Raw genomic sequence first — 15,227 nt, 5'->3', positions numbered from 1 at the left:
CGCTTTACTCGCGTCCACGTCACATCCGGATCAAATAACGCCCCACGCAAACACCAAAGGAGATCCAGATGACTGCAGCCGCATTGGGAGCAACGACTATTCCCGCCGCAACCCTGGCCGTGGCAATTGCGCTCGGTGCAATGTTTGCCCCGTTTGCAGCGCGCGCCGGCGAGTACTGCAGCCTGGACGGTGATTTCACAAAAGACTGCGGCTTCAGCTCGATGGAGCAATGCCAGGCAACGCGTTCCGGCATCGGTGGAGAGTGCTTCCTGAATCCATCGAACAAGGACACCAGCATCGCGACAATCAATCGCAGCACCTACGCCTACGTGCCCGGACCGATCCATCACGGGCACACCGGAAGAACAGTCAACCGAAACAAGTAAGCAAAGCGTTCTGATGCTCCGCAAAGGACAGACCATGACGGCACTCGAAGTAACCAAATCGAAGAACTCATCGGGAGTCACCCGCTCCGGTCGACTCTTCGTTCTCGAACTGAGCGGCGACCGCATTCACTCGATGAATCCCGATGGTTCCGACCGCAAGGTCATCGTTACCGGGGGCCGCTACCCCGACGGTATCGTGGTGGATGCGCAGGCGGGTCACATCTATTGGACCAACATGGGCGTTCCCCCTCACAACGACGGCTCGATCGAGCGCGCCGACCTCGATGGCGGGAATCGCAAGATCATCGTCCCGCAGGGCGGCACCCACACGCCGAAGCAGATTCACCTCGATAGGGAGAACGGCAAACTCTACTGGTGCGACCGCGAGGGCATGCGCGTGATGCGCGCCAATCTCGATGGCTCGCAGGTCGAAACGCTGGTCCAAACCGGCCACGGCGACGAGGATGCGCGCGATCAGAACCGGTGGTGCGTCGGGATCAACCATCGATCCGAAGTTCAAGAGAATCTACTGGACGCAGAAAGGCCCCGACAATGGCGAGCAGGGCCGCATCTTCCGCGCCAACATTGAGATCCCGAAGGGCGAGACCCCGACGAACCGTTCCGACATCGAGGTGCTGTTCGATCGTCTGCCGGAGCCGATCGATCTCGAGCTCGATGTGGCGAACCGTGTCCTCTACTGGACCGATCGTGGCGATGCACCGCGCGGCAACACCGTCAATCGTGCGCCGGTCGACACAAAGGCAGCGCCGGAGATCGTGGTTACGCATTTGATGGAGGGCATCGGCATCGCCCTCGACGTTCCCGGCAACCGGATGTTCGTCACCGACTTCGCCGGCTCGGTCTACTCCGCCGATCTCGATGGCAAGAACGAGCGCAACTTCCTCTACGCCCAGGGCAATCTCACCGGCATCGCCTACGCCGAAATCTGACTAACGCCTCGGAGAGATGACATGACCAACATCAAACCCATTCGCCGTATCACCATCATCGGCACCGGGGTGATCGGAGCGAGCTGGGCCTCGCTGTTCCTCGCCAAGGGATTGCAGGTCGTCGCGACCGACCCTGCGCCAAACGCAGAGACCTCGCTTCGGAAGTTCGTGGACACGGCCTGGCCGGCTCTCACGCGATTGGGCCTGTCGCCCGGAGCATCGCAATCGAATCTCAAGTTCACGGCCGACCTCCCCCAGGCTGTCGCCAACGCGGACCTTGTTCAAGAGAACGGCCCGGAGCGGATCGAGTTCAAGCAGAAGCTCTATGGTCAGCTCGACGAGCTGCTGCCAGCCGACGTGATCATCGCATCGAGTTCGTCGGGGCTCACCATGAGCGAGATCCAGAAAGGTGCCGCGGCACATCCCGAGCGCTGCGTCATCGGCCACCCGTTTAATCCGCCGCATCTGATCCCGTTGGTCGAGATTGTCGGGGGAACCAAGACTTCCGAGGAGACGATCCGGCGCGCGACGGAGTTCTACGCATCGATCGGACAGCGCCCGGTACGCCTCAACAAGGAAATGCCGGGGCATGTCGCAAACCGCTTGCAGGCTGCGTTGGCGCGTGAGGTTTATTATCTCGTTGCCGAGGGGATCGTGAGCGCCTCCGACGTGGACACCGCCCTCTCCTGGGGGCCCGGCCTTCGCTGGGGCGTCATGGGCAATATGATGCTCAACCATCTCGGTGGCGGGCCCGGCGGTATCGAGCACTTCTTTCATCAATTCGCCGGGCCGACGACAGCTTGGTGGAAGACCCTCGGTGCGCCGGTGCTGACTCCGGAAGTGCAAAAGAAGCTCATCGACAGCGTCCATGCCGAGGTCGGCTCGCGCACGATCGAGACGCTGGAGCAAGAGCGTGACGAAGTTCTGCTCGGCCTAGTCGAATTGCGCAAGCGGTCGGAGACGGCCGCTCCGCACGAATCCGCGGCCGAGTAGCGATCCGCTGCAGGCAGCATCTCCCCAAACGCAGGAATACACACGATGAACATCGAGACGACCATTCAGGCAGCGGAAGAGCTCAAACCCGATCTGCTCACCGAGACGATTGTATCGAAGCTCGCCAATCCGGAGACCAGCTCGGATTTTGACTTTCACGGCGCAGTCAACGACGTCCTGAAGGACGTCGGAATGTCGACAGCGGATAGCGGCGGCAAATTCACCTTCTACGGTCGCGATCCCATCATTCCTACCCCGTTTCGGTTTGGCACGATGGCGGCGATTGGTCTGGCTGCCAGGTCCACCGCCGTCGCGGCATTGTGGCGCGACCGGACCGGTGAGGGGCAGGATATCGCCGTCGATGTGCGCAAGGCGCTCCGGCGCTTCGCCGGTTTCTTCGATCTGAAATGGGAAACCATCAATGGACGTCCGCCGGCCTTCTTTGAGCCTCTGAACCCCTTCATCGATATCCCCATGTTTCGCGAAACCCGCGATGGGCGGCACGTCATACCTCTGAACATCTACCCAAGGCTCGCCGCCCGCGCACTTAACCTCCTCAAATGCAGCTCCAGCACCGACTCCGTGCGGAACGCCATTCTGCAGTGGCGTGCCCTGGACCTGGAGAACGCGGCGGCCGAGGCCGGCCTGCCTATCGTGATGGTGCGCACCTTCGATGAATTCCGGAAGGAGATTCAATACGCCGAAGTGCTCTCCAGGATGTCGCTGATCTCGGTCGAGAAGATCGGTGACAGCGATCCGTTCCCTTTCAAGAAGGATGGCAAGAGCCCGCTGGGCGGTATTCGCGCAATCGGAATGGGGCATGTGATCGCCGGAGCCGGTATCGGCAGAGACCTCGCTCAACACGGCGCCGATGTACTCAACATTTGGCGGCCTGACGACACCGAGATCGAAGCCTTTGCCTGGGATGTGCAAGTCGGGATGCGCTCGACGATCCTGAACAATTCGAAAGAGGACCGGGTACAATTCGATCGCCTGCTGAAGGATGCCGATGTCTTCTTCGCCAACAAGCGTCCGGGCTATCTGGAGCGCAACGGCCTCGACGCCGAAGAGCTCTGCGCGAAGAAGCCAGGCTTGATCCATGCGCGTGTCGTTCTCCATGGCGACAGAGGCCCCTGGAAGAACCGTGTCGGGTTCGACGAGATCGGCGGCGCCGTATCGGGGCTGTTCTGCATCGAGGGCACCCCCACAAATCCCAAGTCGCCTCCGATCATCCCGATTTGCGACAACGTGGTGGGCTGGCTTGGCACGGTCGGCATTCTGTCGGCGCTGCGCCGACGCGCGGTCGAGGGCGGCAGCTATCGGGTCACCGTTTCGCTGACCCGGACGCTACTGTGGCTGTATTCGCTCGGCATTTTCGACAAGGACTATGCACGAGCGACTGCCGGGTCATCCGACGAGCACGCTGACGTCGCTCCCGATCTGTTCACTGCGGAGACGCCGCTCGGCACGTATCAGGGAATAACCGAGGCAATCCTGTCGCGGACACCCCCAGCATTCAGGACGGTGCTCGCGCCGCGCGGCTCGAGCAAACCCGAGTGGCTGGAGCGTTGAGACGATAGAGGTCCAGCGACCTGTAAATGCATGGGGCTCCCATGAAGGACGTCTTGAGCGTGGTTGCGGTCCTCATGGGAGCCCTGTGCTTTGTTGTGTTTCTCATCGCGCTTAAGCCGGATGCGCACATTCCAGTTACAGCACCGGTAAAGCTCTCACTTTGCAAAAGGCCGGCTCCTGGTGCGCCAGGATGCCGTAACGGAACTGAATACACCGAGCGTTGAGAGACCGTCGCGGACGTAAGTTGCAGACTCTCTCAATGACCAAGAGCACGAACGAGGTGAGCCTATGAGTGCGATTCTGGCTGAGACCCGGGCTGACGAGGCGACTGCTGTTGCCGAGCCCCCCCGCCGTGAGCGCAAGCGCGTCGTCATCATTGGTGGCGGCTTTGCAGGGATCGCAGCCGCGCGTGCACTCCGGCGCGCCGATGTCGATGTCATCCTGATCGACCGCCGCAATCATCATATATTTCAGCCGTTGCTCTACCAGGTGGCGACGGCGGTCCTCTCGCCCGCGGAGATCGCCGCGCCGATCCGTCAGCTCGAAGTGAAACAGAAAAACCTCAGCGTGCTCCTCGCGGAGGTCACCAGCATCGACGTAGCCTCCCGCACGATCGAGGCGTCTTCGCCCGGCGCGGGCGCGCTCAACATCGCGTACGACTACCTGGTGGTCGCGACCGGCATGCGTCCGAGTTACTTCGGGCACGACGAGTTCGCGCAGTATGCGCCGGGACTCAAGAACCTCAGCGACGCCGAGACGATCCGAGCCAAAATCCTGGGCGCGTTCGAATTGGCCGCAACGACTGAGGACGAAAGTGAACGCGCGCGGCAGATGACGTTCGTGCTGGTCGGTGCAGGTCCCACTGGCGTGGAGCTCGCCGCGTCTCTTGCGCAGATGGTGAAGGTCACACTGAGCGGCAACTTCCGCCGCATCGATCCGGCAGAGGCGAACATCATTCTGCTTGACGCAGGCAAGCGGGTTCTGTCGAACTTTGCCGAGTCGCTGTCCCGCAGGGCGACCCGACGGTTGGAAAAGCTCGGCGTAAAGATCTTGACCGACGTGAAAGTCGAGACCGTTGACGCGCAGGGCGTGGTCGCCGGCGGAAACCGGATCCCCAGCGCCACGGTGCTCTGGACCGCGGGGGTTGCGGCATCGCCGATCCCAACGATGCTCGGCACCAAGACCGACCGCGCAGGGCGCGCGCTCGTTGATCCCTTCCTCAAGGTCGTGGAGGCGCCCGGCGTCTTCGTGGCCGGCGATGCGGCGTCAGTCATGCAAAAAAGCGAACACCCGGTGCCAGGCGTGGCGCAGGCGGCGATCCAGGAAGGACATTATGTCGGGCGGCTGATCGCCAAAGAACTGAAGGGAGGGAAGGTCAAGCGTCCGTTCAGCTATTTCGACAAGGGCAGTATGGCGGTCGTCGGCAGGAATTACGCCGTGCTGGAGCGCGGCTGGCTGCGCACGAGCGGGGCCCTGACGTGGTTGGTGTGGGCGTTCGTTCACGTCCTCGCCCTGCCGCAGTTGCAGAACCGTTGGCGCGTGCAGCACCAGTGGCTCTGGTCCTATTTCACCGGCCAGCGCAGCTCGCGATTGATCCCGGAACCGCCGAGGGACGTTGCTCCCGCACGGAACTCGCGTGAGGGCCACCAGCCGACATCGTAAGCGGCGCTACGCTTGCGGTCGATGATTAGGATCCCCGAGTTGATGGAATGCAGGTGCTCGATCACATTTTGAGATTTATGACGCTTGGGACCGTCGTAGTTAGCAGTATTGCTATCTACGCCGCGCTGCACACCAATAACAGGCGTGTAGGAGCTGACATTTTTCTCAAATATTCCGATCGGATCTCCAGCCTGAGGCGCAATCTACCGATAGCTGCTTTCGTTGAAAGAGACGCACCTTGCAACCTGGACATGACACCGGAAGAGCGTCGAGCAGCACATGAAATCATTTACTCAATCTACGAGCTTTATGAGCTTAAAGTGCATGGCTTCCTTCCATCGGCGATCTGGAAGATAAGAGAGCCCGATATTGAGAGAACGCTTTCTCTTCCGTTTTTTCGACAAGAATTAGCTGCTTTAGAGGGTCGATTTACCAGGCACCCACGTTTTGCGAGCTGGCTCGAACAGCTCAGGCGAGGATAGGCCGGCTTACGAGCAATCAAATCTGAGGACTTCAGCGAGCAACGCCGGGCCGAATTGCATACGGTCGATCACCGTTGAGTGTGTGCTCAACATCGTTGCTTCCGCTGCTTTTCGAAGAATTTGCCGGGATTTGGCAGCGTTTACTCATGCATCTGAACCTCGCCCGCTATTTTTGAGCGAGCCTGCATGCTGCAGACGGCTTTTAGAGAGCCCCTCGGCTGCTCTCTCGACACCACCGCAACAAAAGAGGTTCAGCGATGCACTTCGATCCAGTCCTGTTATCACGCATCCAGTTCGCCTGGGTCGTCGCCTGGCACATCCTGCTGCCAGCGTTCACCGTGGGATGCGCGTCCTTCATCGCAGTCGTCGAGGGCTTGAGTTTCGCGACCGGGCGCGAAGAATATGCCCGCATCTCGACATTCTGGACCAAGATCTTCGCCATCGCATTCGGCATGGGCGTCGTGACCGGGCTCGTCATGCCGTTCCAGTTCGGCACCAACTGGAGCCGCTATGCGGCCGCCGCCAGCGACGTCCTCTCGCCGCTGTTTGCATATGAGGGCTTAACCGCTTTCTTCCTGGAAGCCGGCTTCCTCGGCGTCCTCTTGTTCGGCCGCAAGCTGGTGCCGCCGTGGGCGCACTTCTTCGCGGCTCTCATGGTGGCAATCGGGACGTTGTTTTCCACGTTCTGGATCCTGTCCGCCAACAGCTGGATGCAGACGCCAGCCGGCTACGAGATCGTCAACGGCCAGTTCATTCCGACAGACTGGATCAAGGTGATCTTCAATCCGTCATTTCCTTATCGGCTGGCGCATACCGCATTCGCATTCTTCACCACCACCGGCTTCGTCGTCCTCGGTGTCGGCGCATACCTGCTGAGGCGCAACCGCTCGGTTCGGGAAGCGCGCATCATGTTCTCGATGGCGCTGTGGGCGCTGACCGTGCTCGTGCCGATGCAGATGGTGATCGGCGATATGCACGGTCTCAACACCCGCAAATATCAGCCTGCAAAGCTGGCGGCCATCGAATCTCGCTGGGAGACCGGCAAGGGCGTGCCGCTAACGGTCTTTGCGATCCCCGATGACAAGGCCGAACAGAACAAGTTCGCGATCGAAATTCCATTCCTCGGAAGCCTGATCCTGGCTCACGAACTCCATGGCGAGGTAAAGGGCCTGAAGGACTTCCCCGCCGATCAGCGGCCGCCGGCGACGATCCCCTTCTTCGCCTTCCGCGCGATGGTTGGATGCGCGGGCCTGATGTTGGGGCTCGTGCTGCTGGGCGGCTGGTTGCGGTGGCGCGGGCAGCTCTACGACACGCGGCTGTACCTGCTGGCATGTCAGTGCGCGCTTCCGCTCGGCTTCATCGCGGTCGTGGCCGGATGGTTCGTGACCGAGGTCGGCCGGCAGCCCTGGACGGTCTATGGGCTCTTGCGCACGGCAGCCTCGGTGTCGCCGTCCCTGACGAGCTTCGACGTGACGCTGTCGTTGCTGACCTACATGGCGGTCTATTTGCTGATCTATCCCTGCGGTGTCATGCTGATTGCCCGGCTCATTCGCAAGGGGCCGGTCGACTTCAGTGAAACGGCTTCGGCCGTCGAGGCTGGCATTGCCTCCGCGCCGGTCCTCACCCCCGCCATCAACGTCATCAAAGGAGAAGCGTAATGACCCAGATCCTCGACTTGGTCCCGATCTGGACAGTGATCCTGGCCGCGGCCGTGTTCTTCTACGTGCTGCTGGACGGCTTCGATCTCGGCGTCGGGATGCTCTATGGCCTGGCGGGCGACAAGCACTCTCGCAACACCATCATGAACTCGATTGCCCCCATCTGGGATGGCAACGAGACTTGGCTGGTGCTTGGCGGCCTTGGCCTCCTCACCGCGTTTCCCAAGGCCTTCGCGGTCATCATACCGGCCGTGTATTTCCCGATTCTGGTCATGCTGCTTGGACTGGTGTTTCGCGGCGTTGCGTTCGAATTTCGCGTTCGCGACGCCGAGAACAAGACGGTCTGGGATCGCGCATTCTGCTACGGATCCGCGATCGCCACCTTCGCGCAAGGGGTCGTGCTTGGTGCATTCGTCCAGGGTTTTCCGGTTCAAAACGGACAATTCGCGGGAACGTCCTTTGCGTTTCTCACGCCCTTCTCCGTTCTGACCGGCGTCGCTCTGATGTTCGGCTACGGCCTTCTCGGCGCTGGCTGGCTCATCCTGAAAACCGAGGGTGATGTCCAGGCCGCGGCACGTCGTTCCGGCCGCGTCTGTCTCATCGGTGTCGTGTCTGCGATCGCCATCGTGAGCGTCTGGACACCGATCATGAGCCCCGCGGTGGCGGCGCGCTGGTTCAGCTTGCCCAATTTCGTGCTGTTCCTGCCGGTGCCGGTGCTGTCAGGCGTGGTTGCGCTCTGGACTTGGCGATCCCTCAACGGCAAGGCTGAGGCCGCGCCATTCTTCAGTGCGATCGGGCTCTTCGTCCTGACCTACATCGGCATGGCCGTCAGCCTCTATCCGATGATCGTGCCCTACCAACTGACGCTATGGGAGGCAGCCTCCTCGCCGCGCACCCAGGCCTTCCTGCTGGTCGGAACGCTATTCCTGCTGCCCGTCATCCTGACCTATTCGAGTTGGTCGTATTGGGTGTTCCGCGGAAAGGTCAAGGCCGAAGTCGGATATCACTGATCGCCTCGCGTCAACGTTGGCGAGGTCAGATGATGACGACGACGAAACGTGCAAAACGCTTCGCGTCGTCATCGAGTTATTCCATGAGCCAAACTGCCCTGACGTGGACGGTGCATCCCGCAACCTGGGCGCTCCCACGATCCCGGATGCCAGAAGGCGCAATTACAATGATCATCTGCTCCTGCAATGTCATCAGCGATCATGATGTTAGAGACGCTGTCGAGTCCGTTGATATCGAATTGTGTTCGACCGCGCAGGTCTACAATTGCCTCCGTCACCTGGTGCACTGCGGGCTCGGCTCCCGCTCAGTCGGAAGAATCCTGCAAGAACCGGAAATGGCATCGCAGAGCTGATCGCCGTCCCGTTGAAGTCGTCGGGGAGGGCGTACCGTTTGAGCGAGGACGGCCATGTATTCCGCTCGCGAAATCCGTCCGGCGAACCCACAGTCAAAAGCTACGGTTTGCGCGGCGATTAGAGCTACCATCTCGGACTAACCGCAACAGCCTTTATCGCGCTACCCGTTGATTGTGCTGTCGATTCGAGCAATGGGACAGAAAGGAGAAGAGTGTTGTGGCGGAAGAACCCTCCTCCTGACCCACGGCGAAATAACTACAGCTTTCGCGAGGAATTAGCGCAACATCGCGGAGTTTTCGCGGTAGATTCGAACAATCGGATACTGGGGAGAACTGTGGCGTAGAATTGGCGGAGAGAGTGGAAGTCGAACCTACGAGCCAGGCCGTTCAGCGGTCGGGATCGAAAGCCAGGCCAACCGCACCAGTTTCGCACCAGAAACGATCCCTCCAAGAGCGATAAACGCGGTCAAACATCACGAAAAATGCTGAAAAATCAACGACCGCATCCCTTGTCCTGCCGCTCATAACGGTCTGGTTGCAGGTTCGAGTCCTGCCGGGCCCACCAGCAAATCAACTGTAAGTTCGTTATCGCAGCTTGCCGAGCCACAGCGCGGTGAGCGCCGAGCGATTACGCACGCCGAACTTGGCGTAGATCGACTTGACGTGGAAATGCGTGGTGTTCGGACTTTGGTCAAGCCTCTGCGCGATCTGCTTTTCCGTGTGCCCGTCGAGCAGTGCGAGCAACACCCTGCGTTCAGCAGGTGTCAGGGGTGCATTGGCGATGAGCAGGCCGTGGCTGAGCAGTTGCTGACGGTGAAACCATCTCAACCCGCGCATCACGAAGCCCAGACGCTGGCCGTCCTGTGCCGAGAAGCGAGGGGCCTCCGCATCGCGAAATACGAACAGGCGAATCCTCACGTCGTCGTTGAGCGCAATGCGCACGGAGATGCTGTCGGCGAATCCGACGTCCAGATAGTGCCGCCGATAGTGCTCGCCCTCGAACCATTCCGGCGGCAGCGCTTCGAACAGCAGGCGGACCCGGAACGGCTCATCTCCCGACATGGAAAGGATCTGAGACAGGTCGACGTCGCGGGACCAGAGCGTATCGAACTGCTTCTGCACGGATGCTGCCACCGCCGGTATCGGGTCCAGCACCCGGACGAGGCGCGGACGCCAACCGAGCAAGGGATCGGCCCGCTTCGGCGACGGCAATCGCACGACCACACCCCATAGCACATTGCGTGCCGACAACATGGTACGCAGTGCGGCTAGCAGATGTGTCAGTGCGGCGTCGCCGTCGCCGACGGAAAACTCGGCCAGCCGATCCCAGAGTGCATAGACATCTTGATTCTGCGGATTGGTGGAATCCGTGGATAGATACATGTCCCCCCCGAAACGAGTGCGCAGATCACCGACCTTCGAGCATAGGAGACACCGGACCACCTTTCTAGGTAGTTCCCAGACGCATCAACTGGCGAGATATTCAGTGCGGGTGTTGGGAAGACTGGCCTTCTCACCGTCACGATATTCGGAGATTAACGATGCGCACAGCAACGGGCGCGCGCCGGCTTGACACGCCCGACGACGACCGGACGGAGCGGCGGTGGCGTCTCGGCTTTTTCATCGCCCTATTATGCGCCGTTTTGATTGCACTCGCGGCCTTCACGCAGGAGCAACCTGCTAAAGCGTTGATCCGCCCCACTGGCCCGCTGCCGGCGATCAACATTCCCTGATCGAGGCGCTGTTGGCGCACCATTTGCCTGGAGCCGAGATTTCATTTGCATTGGAAATTGTGGATCCAGACCGTTCACGATCGGGCATCTTTGCTCATGCTGATTTCGGTTTGCCTTGGGCCCTGCTTTGTCTGGGCATTCTGGGAGATCGAAGAAGCCCCCGTCGCCGAGAGCCGAATCGCGGGCTCGTGCGTGAAGCACGAGGCTCGCTGACGCCCAGTCATTAGCCAACTCCTGGAGATCATCATGCGCGCCGCTGCAACTGCTGCGATTGCAAACGCTTTTGTCCGGGTATTCCCCGCATCGTCATTGCAGGCAAACGTCCTCAAGCAGACCGCGTTGTTCTGTGGAGCCGCCCTCTTGGTGTGGCTGCTGTCGATGACTTATGGGCTGGATCTTAGTGCCGGATTCTTCTAGCCGATCAGCATCTGATTTTGCGCTTGCTTCGGTATCCAAGCCCGTTGAGCCACATGTGCAGGGCTCGTCGCGCTCTTCAGGGTCAAGTTCATAGAAGGACGCGGAAATGCGCTGCTCAGACGTTCTGCTTTGCGGCTCGAAATCCTGGGTTGAAGCCGCCGGCTATCTCGCATCTCTTCTCGTCTTCGCCACGTTTTGCATGAGGACGATGCTCCAGCTCAGGATCACGGCCATCTTGAGCAATGTCGCGTTCATCGCATACGCGTTCTTCGACGGCTTGTATCCAATCCTCATCCTTCACTCGGTTCTGCTGCCTCTTAACGCCGTCCGAACAGTCCAAATGCTCCGCGTCAGGCGAATTGTGGAGCAAGCATCCAGGAGCGAATTCACAACCGAACCGCTATGCCCGTTCATGGTTGCAGGTTCGAGTCCTGCCGGGCCCAGCAATAAATCAATGGCTTGGCACTCACGATCGCCGAAGCCCTTGTCTCCTCCACGCAAAAAAGATGCCGCGCCCGAAGGACACGGCAAGTTTCAGGGAGGGTGAACCGGCAGACTTCCGGTGCATGCCTGAGACCCCGGCCCATCGTCGATCGGGGCGCAATCTGAAAATCAGCGGCCGCCCACCACGGCAGTCACCATTTCAATGCGGCCGTACGCACGGGATGATCCCAGAGCCCGGTGGTCTCGCTATCGAGCAGGCTTACGGTGAGCGAGCAACCCGCCATGTCCAGCGATGTGACATAGCTGCCGACCAGCGAACGGGCGATGCGCAGGCCCCGCTCCTCGAGCATCCGGCGCGTCGCGTTGTACATCAGATAGAGCTCGATCGTCGGCGTGCCGCCGAAGCCGTTGACGAGCAGCAGGGCCTCGGAGCCCGCGGGCGCCGCGAGATCGCCGGCGATCGCTGCCGTCATCTCCGATGCGATCGCATCGGCCTCCGCAAGCTTGACGCGGCGGCGGCCCGGCTCGCCGTGAATGCCGACCCCCATCTCCATCTCGTCTTCGGCAAGTGCAAAGGTCGGCGTGCCCGCAGCCGGGACGGTGCAGCTGGTCAGCGCAACGCCCATCGAGCGCGTCTGTGCGTTGATGCGCTCGCCGAGCGCCACGCAGGTCTTGAGATCGGCGCCCTTCTCGGCCGCGGCGCCGACGATCTTCTCGACAATCAACGTGCCGGCGACGCCGCGCCGCCCGGCGCTGTAGGTCGACTTCTCGACCGCCACATCGTCATCGGTCACGATGGTGGCGATACGACCCTCGGCGATCTCGGCTGCCATCTCGAAGTTCATGCGGTCGCCAGCATAGTTCTTGACGATGAAGAGAACGCCGGCATCGCCCGCGACCGCCTGTGCGGCCTCGACGATCTGGTCCGGCGTCGGCGAAGTGAACACCTGGCCGGGACAGGCGGCATCCAGCATGCCGTAGCCAACGAAGCCGGCATGCAGCGGCTCGTGCCCGCTGCCGCCGCCCGAGACCAGCGCAACTTTCTTCGAGTTCAGCTCGCGGCGGCGGACGAATTTGCGCTCGGCGCCCAGCACAACCAGATCGGCGTGCGCGGCCGCGAAACCGTCGAGGCTTTCGCCGAGCACGTTGTCGACCGAATTGATGAACTTCTTCATGGTGTCCTCCCCGCTTGGTCCGTTTGGCGTTTCTCGCCTATTTTTCCCGCATGATGGCAATCAGTCGCCGCGTGAACTCCTGGAGCAGCGTGTCGAGCTCGGCGTTGCGCTTGGCGCTGCCGAAGTCTGGCAGATGCAGCGTCAGCGTCCGCTCGTGCGAGCCTTCGCTCAACCGGCCGACGCGGCGCGGATGTGCGCGCGCATAGGCGCGAAGGAAGGCTGCCTTCGCCTGTGGCGGAAAGTGGCAGACATCGAAGATCGTGTTGAGATGCTGCACCGGGATCGGCACCGGATAGGCCGGGTTGCTGATCTGGCTGACGAAGCTGCGGTTCTTTCCCATGGCATGGGCCAGCCGCAGCCGCATGCCGGACGGGCGGCTCTCAAGGACTTCCTTGAAGATGCGCTTGTAGACTGCGACCGCGCCGGCTTCGGGCGCGTCATCGGCCGCCGTGTCAGCCAAGGCCGCCTCCGCTGCTCAGCCGGTCGATGGTGTGCTTGATCTGCGCCAGCGCCGAGGCGTTCACGGACAATTCGCGCAGTCCGCAATTCAGCAGAGCGGGCAGGCAGCGCGGATCACCGGCCATGTCGCCGCAGAGGCTGACACTGATGGCGGCGCGGCGGCCGTGCTCCGCGGTCCGCGCGATCAGTTCGAGCACTGCGGGATGCAGAGGGTCCATCAATGGGGCAAGAGCTCCGTTGGAACGATCGCAAGCCAGGACATATTGCGCGAGATCGTTCGAGCCGATCGAGAAGAAGGCGGCCTTGAAGCTAGATACCGCAAGGGCCGCCGCCGGGACTTCGACCATGATTCCCAGCTCGGGAAGCATCGCGGCAATGCCGTCCGCCTGCAAGCGCTGCACGAGATCGGCGAACAGCTTCCGTCCCGCCTCGAGCTCGTCCGCCGATGTGATCATCGGGAACATGACCTTGAGATTGCCGCGCACCGCGGCCCGCGCCAGCGCGCGGAGCTGAACCGCAAAGATCTCGGGCCGGGCGAGGCACAGGCGCAGGCCGCGCACCCCGAGGAACGGATTGGCTTCGCCGTCCACCGTGAAGCCCGGCACCGGCTTGTCGCCGCCCGCGTCAAACGTGCGAATGGTGACCGGTCGCCGGTCTGCCCAACGCAACACCGCATCGTAAGCCTGAAACTGTGTCTCTTCGTCGGGCAGGCCACCGCGCTCCGTCAGCAGGAACTCGGTGCGCATCAGGCCGATGCCGTCGGCATATTGCGCGTCGGCATGCTCGAGATCCTCGACGCGCTGGATATTGATGAAGAGCTTGATCCGCTCGCCGCGCCAGGAGGCTGTCGGCCGCCGCAGGGTCGCGCGCGCGGATGCCCTGCTCTTGAGATGGCTGTCGCGCCGCTTCTCGAAAGTACGGACCTGTTCGGCATTGGGATCGAGCTCCAGCATCGCGCCTTCGCCGTCGAGCAACGCCATGGTGCCGATGTCTGGAATTGAACCGAGCTGCACCACCATCGGGATGCCGCGCGCGCGCGCCAGCATCGCGACATGGCTGGTCGGGCTGCCGCGCAACAGCGCCAGGCCGCCGCCGCCGGACCAGTCAATCTCGAGGAATCGCGATGGCGGCAGATCGTCGGCGCAGACCACGCCCCCGCTCGGGATCTTCAGCGGCTGCCCCTGGTCGCCGCGCAGAATGTGGACCACGCGGTCGCGCAAATCCGCAAGATCGGAGGAACGCGCTTTCAGATAGTCGTCCGGTGCGGAATTGTAGTCGGCGATGTGCGCGTCGAGCGTCGAACGCCATGCGACATCGGCCGGACGTCCCTCGCCGATCGACGCGAAGATCGCCTCGATCAAATCCTCATCCTCCAGCAGCGCAACCTGGAATTCGAGAATCTGCGCAGCTTCGCCGCCGGCGCTGGCGGCAAGATCCGCGATCTGGCCACTCGCGACGTCGATCGCATTGCGCAAGGCCAGCGCCTCCTCGACCAGTGTGCCGGCCACGCGCTCGCCGGCCGCGCCCGCATCGACACGGACAAACGGGCCATGGGCAAAGCCGATCGAGGCGGTCCTGCCGCGGTAGGCCAGACCTGCAGCGCCGCCCTGCATGCTATGGTGCTCCATCCGGAAAATCGCTTGCGATCAGATCGACCAGCGTCGCGACCGCGGCCTCGGCATCGCTACCGGAGGCCTTGATCTCGATCGTGCTGCCATGTGCCGCGCGCATTGCCATGATCTTGGCCACGCTCTTGGCATTGATCCATTCAGGCGCGCCCGCGACCCGCACCGAGATCTGAGCCTGGAACTTCTTGGCGAGCTTGGTCAGCTTGACCGCGGGGCGCGCGTGCATGCCAACCGCATGCACCAACCGCACACTGCCGGTGAAGATCTGTTCGTCCGCTTTATCAAGCATGCTCATCATCCATCAT

The 15,227-nt window shown here is 61.6% G+C and carries 16 protein-coding genes; 10 read left to right on the top strand and 6 right to left on the bottom strand.

Annotated features, from left to right (window positions below):
• The first annotated feature begins 68 nt into the window (after nt 1–68).
• From Q2M23_RS18115 to cydB, 8 genes are all read left to right on the top strand, one after another.
• On the top strand, nt 69–386 hold the full coding sequence (locus Q2M23_RS18115; RefSeq protein WP_316396342.1) for a DUF3551 domain-containing protein: 318 nt from the start codon (nt 69–71) through the stop codon (nt 384–386).
• A 34-nt stretch (nt 387–420) separates the two neighbouring features.
• Nucleotides 421–975 (top strand): hypothetical protein, encoded by a 555-nt coding sequence (locus Q2M23_RS18110; RefSeq protein WP_316396341.1) that lies wholly within the window; start codon nt 421–423, stop codon nt 973–975.
• A gap of 382 nt (nt 976–1,357) precedes the next feature.
• Nucleotides 1,358–2,329: a 3-hydroxyacyl-CoA dehydrogenase NAD-binding domain-containing protein gene (locus Q2M23_RS18105; protein ID WP_316396339.1), complete on the top strand. Its 972-nt coding sequence runs from the start codon at nt 1,358–1,360 to the stop codon at nt 2,327–2,329.
• Between the two features lie 45 nt (nt 2,330–2,374).
• The gene (locus Q2M23_RS18100; RefSeq protein WP_057021004.1) at nt 2,375–3,901 is read left to right on the top strand and encodes a CoA transferase; all 1,527 of its coding nucleotides are present in this window, start codon (nt 2,375–2,377) and stop codon (nt 3,899–3,901) included.
• A gap of 288 nt (nt 3,902–4,189) precedes the next feature.
• On the top strand, nt 4,190–5,563 hold the full coding sequence (locus tag Q2M23_RS18095; protein ID WP_316396337.1) for an NAD(P)/FAD-dependent oxidoreductase: 1,374 nt from the start codon (nt 4,190–4,192) through the stop codon (nt 5,561–5,563).
• Between the two features lie 47 nt (nt 5,564–5,610).
• Nucleotides 5,611–6,045: a hypothetical protein gene (locus Q2M23_RS18090; protein WP_316396336.1), complete on the top strand. Its 435-nt coding sequence runs from the start codon at nt 5,611–5,613 to the stop codon at nt 6,043–6,045.
• 257 nt (nt 6,046–6,302) lie between these two features.
• Complete coding sequence (locus Q2M23_RS18085; protein WP_316396335.1) at nt 6,303–7,703, top strand: cytochrome ubiquinol oxidase subunit I; 1,401 nt, start codon at nt 6,303–6,305, stop codon at nt 7,701–7,703.
• On the top strand, nt 7,703–8,713 hold the full coding sequence (cydB, locus tag Q2M23_RS18080) for a cytochrome d ubiquinol oxidase subunit II (RefSeq protein WP_316396334.1): 1,011 nt from the start codon (nt 7,703–7,705) through the stop codon (nt 8,711–8,713). The genes Q2M23_RS18085 and cydB overlap by 1 nt, the downstream gene beginning before the upstream one ends.
• Before the next feature lie 938 nt (nt 8,714–9,651).
• On the opposite strand, the gene Q2M23_RS18075 is transcribed toward cydB, so the two are convergent.
• Complete coding sequence (locus Q2M23_RS18075) at nt 9,652–10,449, bottom strand: helix-turn-helix transcriptional regulator (RefSeq protein WP_057021007.1); 798 nt, start codon at nt 10,447–10,449, stop codon at nt 9,652–9,654.
• A gap of 158 nt (nt 10,450–10,607) precedes the next feature.
• On the opposite strand from Q2M23_RS18075, the gene Q2M23_RS18070 reads away from it, so the two are divergent.
• Nucleotides 10,608–10,799, top strand: a complete 192-nt coding sequence (locus Q2M23_RS18070) for a hypothetical protein (RefSeq protein WP_092085983.1) — start codon at nt 10,608–10,610, stop codon at nt 10,797–10,799.
• A 246-nt stretch (nt 10,800–11,045) separates the two neighbouring features.
• Nucleotides 11,046–11,216 carry a hypothetical protein gene (locus Q2M23_RS18065; protein ID WP_156436579.1) on the top strand — a complete coding sequence of 57 codons (171 nt, stop codon included), beginning with the start codon at nt 11,046–11,048 and terminating at the stop codon, nt 11,214–11,216.
• A 115-nt stretch (nt 11,217–11,331) separates the two neighbouring features.
• Here the strand turns inward: Q2M23_RS18065 and Q2M23_RS18060 are convergent, their stop codons facing one another.
• The 5 genes from Q2M23_RS18060 to Q2M23_RS18040 all read right to left on the bottom strand — a co-directional run bounded on the left by Q2M23_RS18060 (nt 11,332) and on the right by Q2M23_RS18040 (nt 15,211).
• On the bottom strand, nt 11,332–11,517 hold the full coding sequence (locus tag Q2M23_RS18060; RefSeq protein ID WP_210262651.1) for a hypothetical protein: 186 nt from the start codon (nt 11,515–11,517) through the stop codon (nt 11,332–11,334).
• Between the two features lie 334 nt (nt 11,518–11,851).
• Nucleotides 11,852–12,835, bottom strand: a complete 984-nt coding sequence (dhaK, locus tag Q2M23_RS18055; protein WP_076823874.1) for a dihydroxyacetone kinase subunit DhaK — start codon at nt 12,833–12,835, stop codon at nt 11,852–11,854.
• Nucleotides 12,836–12,872: 37 nt separating this feature from the next.
• Nucleotides 12,873–13,295 (bottom strand): hypothetical protein, encoded by a 423-nt coding sequence (locus tag Q2M23_RS18050; protein ID WP_316396333.1) that lies wholly within the window; start codon nt 13,293–13,295, stop codon nt 12,873–12,875.
• Nucleotides 13,288–14,907: a phosphoenolpyruvate--protein phosphotransferase gene (gene ptsP / locus Q2M23_RS18045; RefSeq protein ID WP_316396332.1), complete on the bottom strand. Its 1,620-nt coding sequence runs from the start codon at nt 14,905–14,907 to the stop codon at nt 13,288–13,290. Before ptsP ends, Q2M23_RS18050 begins: the two co-directional genes overlap by 8 nt.
• A 1-nt stretch (nt 14,908) precedes the next feature.
• Nucleotides 14,909–15,211 carry an HPr family phosphocarrier protein gene (locus Q2M23_RS18040; protein WP_233475452.1) on the bottom strand — a complete coding sequence of 101 codons (303 nt, stop codon included), beginning with the start codon at nt 15,209–15,211 and terminating at the stop codon, nt 14,909–14,911.
• Between the last annotated feature and the right edge of the window lie 16 nt (nt 15,212–15,227).

The organism is Bradyrhizobium sp. 33ap4 (assembly GCF_032654765.1).
GTDB classification, from domain to species: domain Bacteria; phylum Pseudomonadota; class Alphaproteobacteria; order Rhizobiales; family Xanthobacteraceae; genus Bradyrhizobium; species Bradyrhizobium australafricanum.
Note: the sequence above shows the minus strand (reverse complement) of the source record. Positions and strands in the feature narration are given on the sequence as shown.

What these genes read in the sequence shown, in the direction of transcription:
- Q2M23_RS18115 (WP_316396342.1), top strand. Translation starts at nt 69, where the DNA reads ATGACTGCAGCCGCATTGGGAGCAACGACTATTCCCGCCGCAACCCTG.
- Q2M23_RS18110 (WP_316396341.1), top strand. Translation starts at nt 421, where the DNA reads ATGACGGCACTCGAAGTAACCAAATCGAAGAACTCATCGGGAGTCACC.
- Q2M23_RS18105 (WP_316396339.1), top strand. Translation starts at nt 1,358, where the DNA reads ATGACCAACATCAAACCCATTCGCCGTATCACCATCATCGGCACCGGG.
- Q2M23_RS18100 (WP_057021004.1), top strand. Translation starts at nt 2,375, where the DNA reads ATGAACATCGAGACGACCATTCAGGCAGCGGAAGAGCTCAAACCCGAT.
- Q2M23_RS18095 (WP_316396337.1), top strand. Translation starts at nt 4,190, where the DNA reads ATGAGTGCGATTCTGGCTGAGACCCGGGCTGACGAGGCGACTGCTGTT.
- Q2M23_RS18090 (WP_316396336.1), top strand. Translation starts at nt 5,611, where the DNA reads ATGCAGGTGCTCGATCACATTTTGAGATTTATGACGCTTGGGACCGTC.
- Q2M23_RS18085 (WP_316396335.1), top strand. Translation starts at nt 6,303, where the DNA reads ATGCACTTCGATCCAGTCCTGTTATCACGCATCCAGTTCGCCTGGGTC.
- cydB (WP_316396334.1), top strand. Translation starts at nt 7,703, where the DNA reads ATGACCCAGATCCTCGACTTGGTCCCGATCTGGACAGTGATCCTGGCC.
- Q2M23_RS18075 (WP_057021007.1), bottom strand. Translation starts at nt 10,449, where the DNA reads ATGTATCTATCCACGGATTCCACCAATCCGCAGAATCAAGATGTCTAT.
- Q2M23_RS18070 (WP_092085983.1), top strand. Translation starts at nt 10,608, where the DNA reads ATGCGCACAGCAACGGGCGCGCGCCGGCTTGACACGCCCGACGACGAC.
- Q2M23_RS18065 (WP_156436579.1), top strand. Translation starts at nt 11,046, where the DNA reads ATGCGCGCCGCTGCAACTGCTGCGATTGCAAACGCTTTTGTCCGGGTA.
- dhaK (WP_076823874.1), bottom strand. Translation starts at nt 12,835, where the DNA reads ATGAAGAAGTTCATCAATTCGGTCGACAACGTGCTCGGCGAAAGCCTC.
- ptsP (WP_316396332.1), bottom strand. Translation starts at nt 14,907, where the DNA reads ATGCAGGGCGGCGCTGCAGGTCTGGCCTACCGCGGCAGGACCGCCTCG.
- Q2M23_RS18040 (WP_233475452.1), bottom strand. Translation starts at nt 15,211, where the DNA reads ATGCTTGATAAAGCGGACGAACAGATCTTCACCGGCAGTGTGCGGTTG.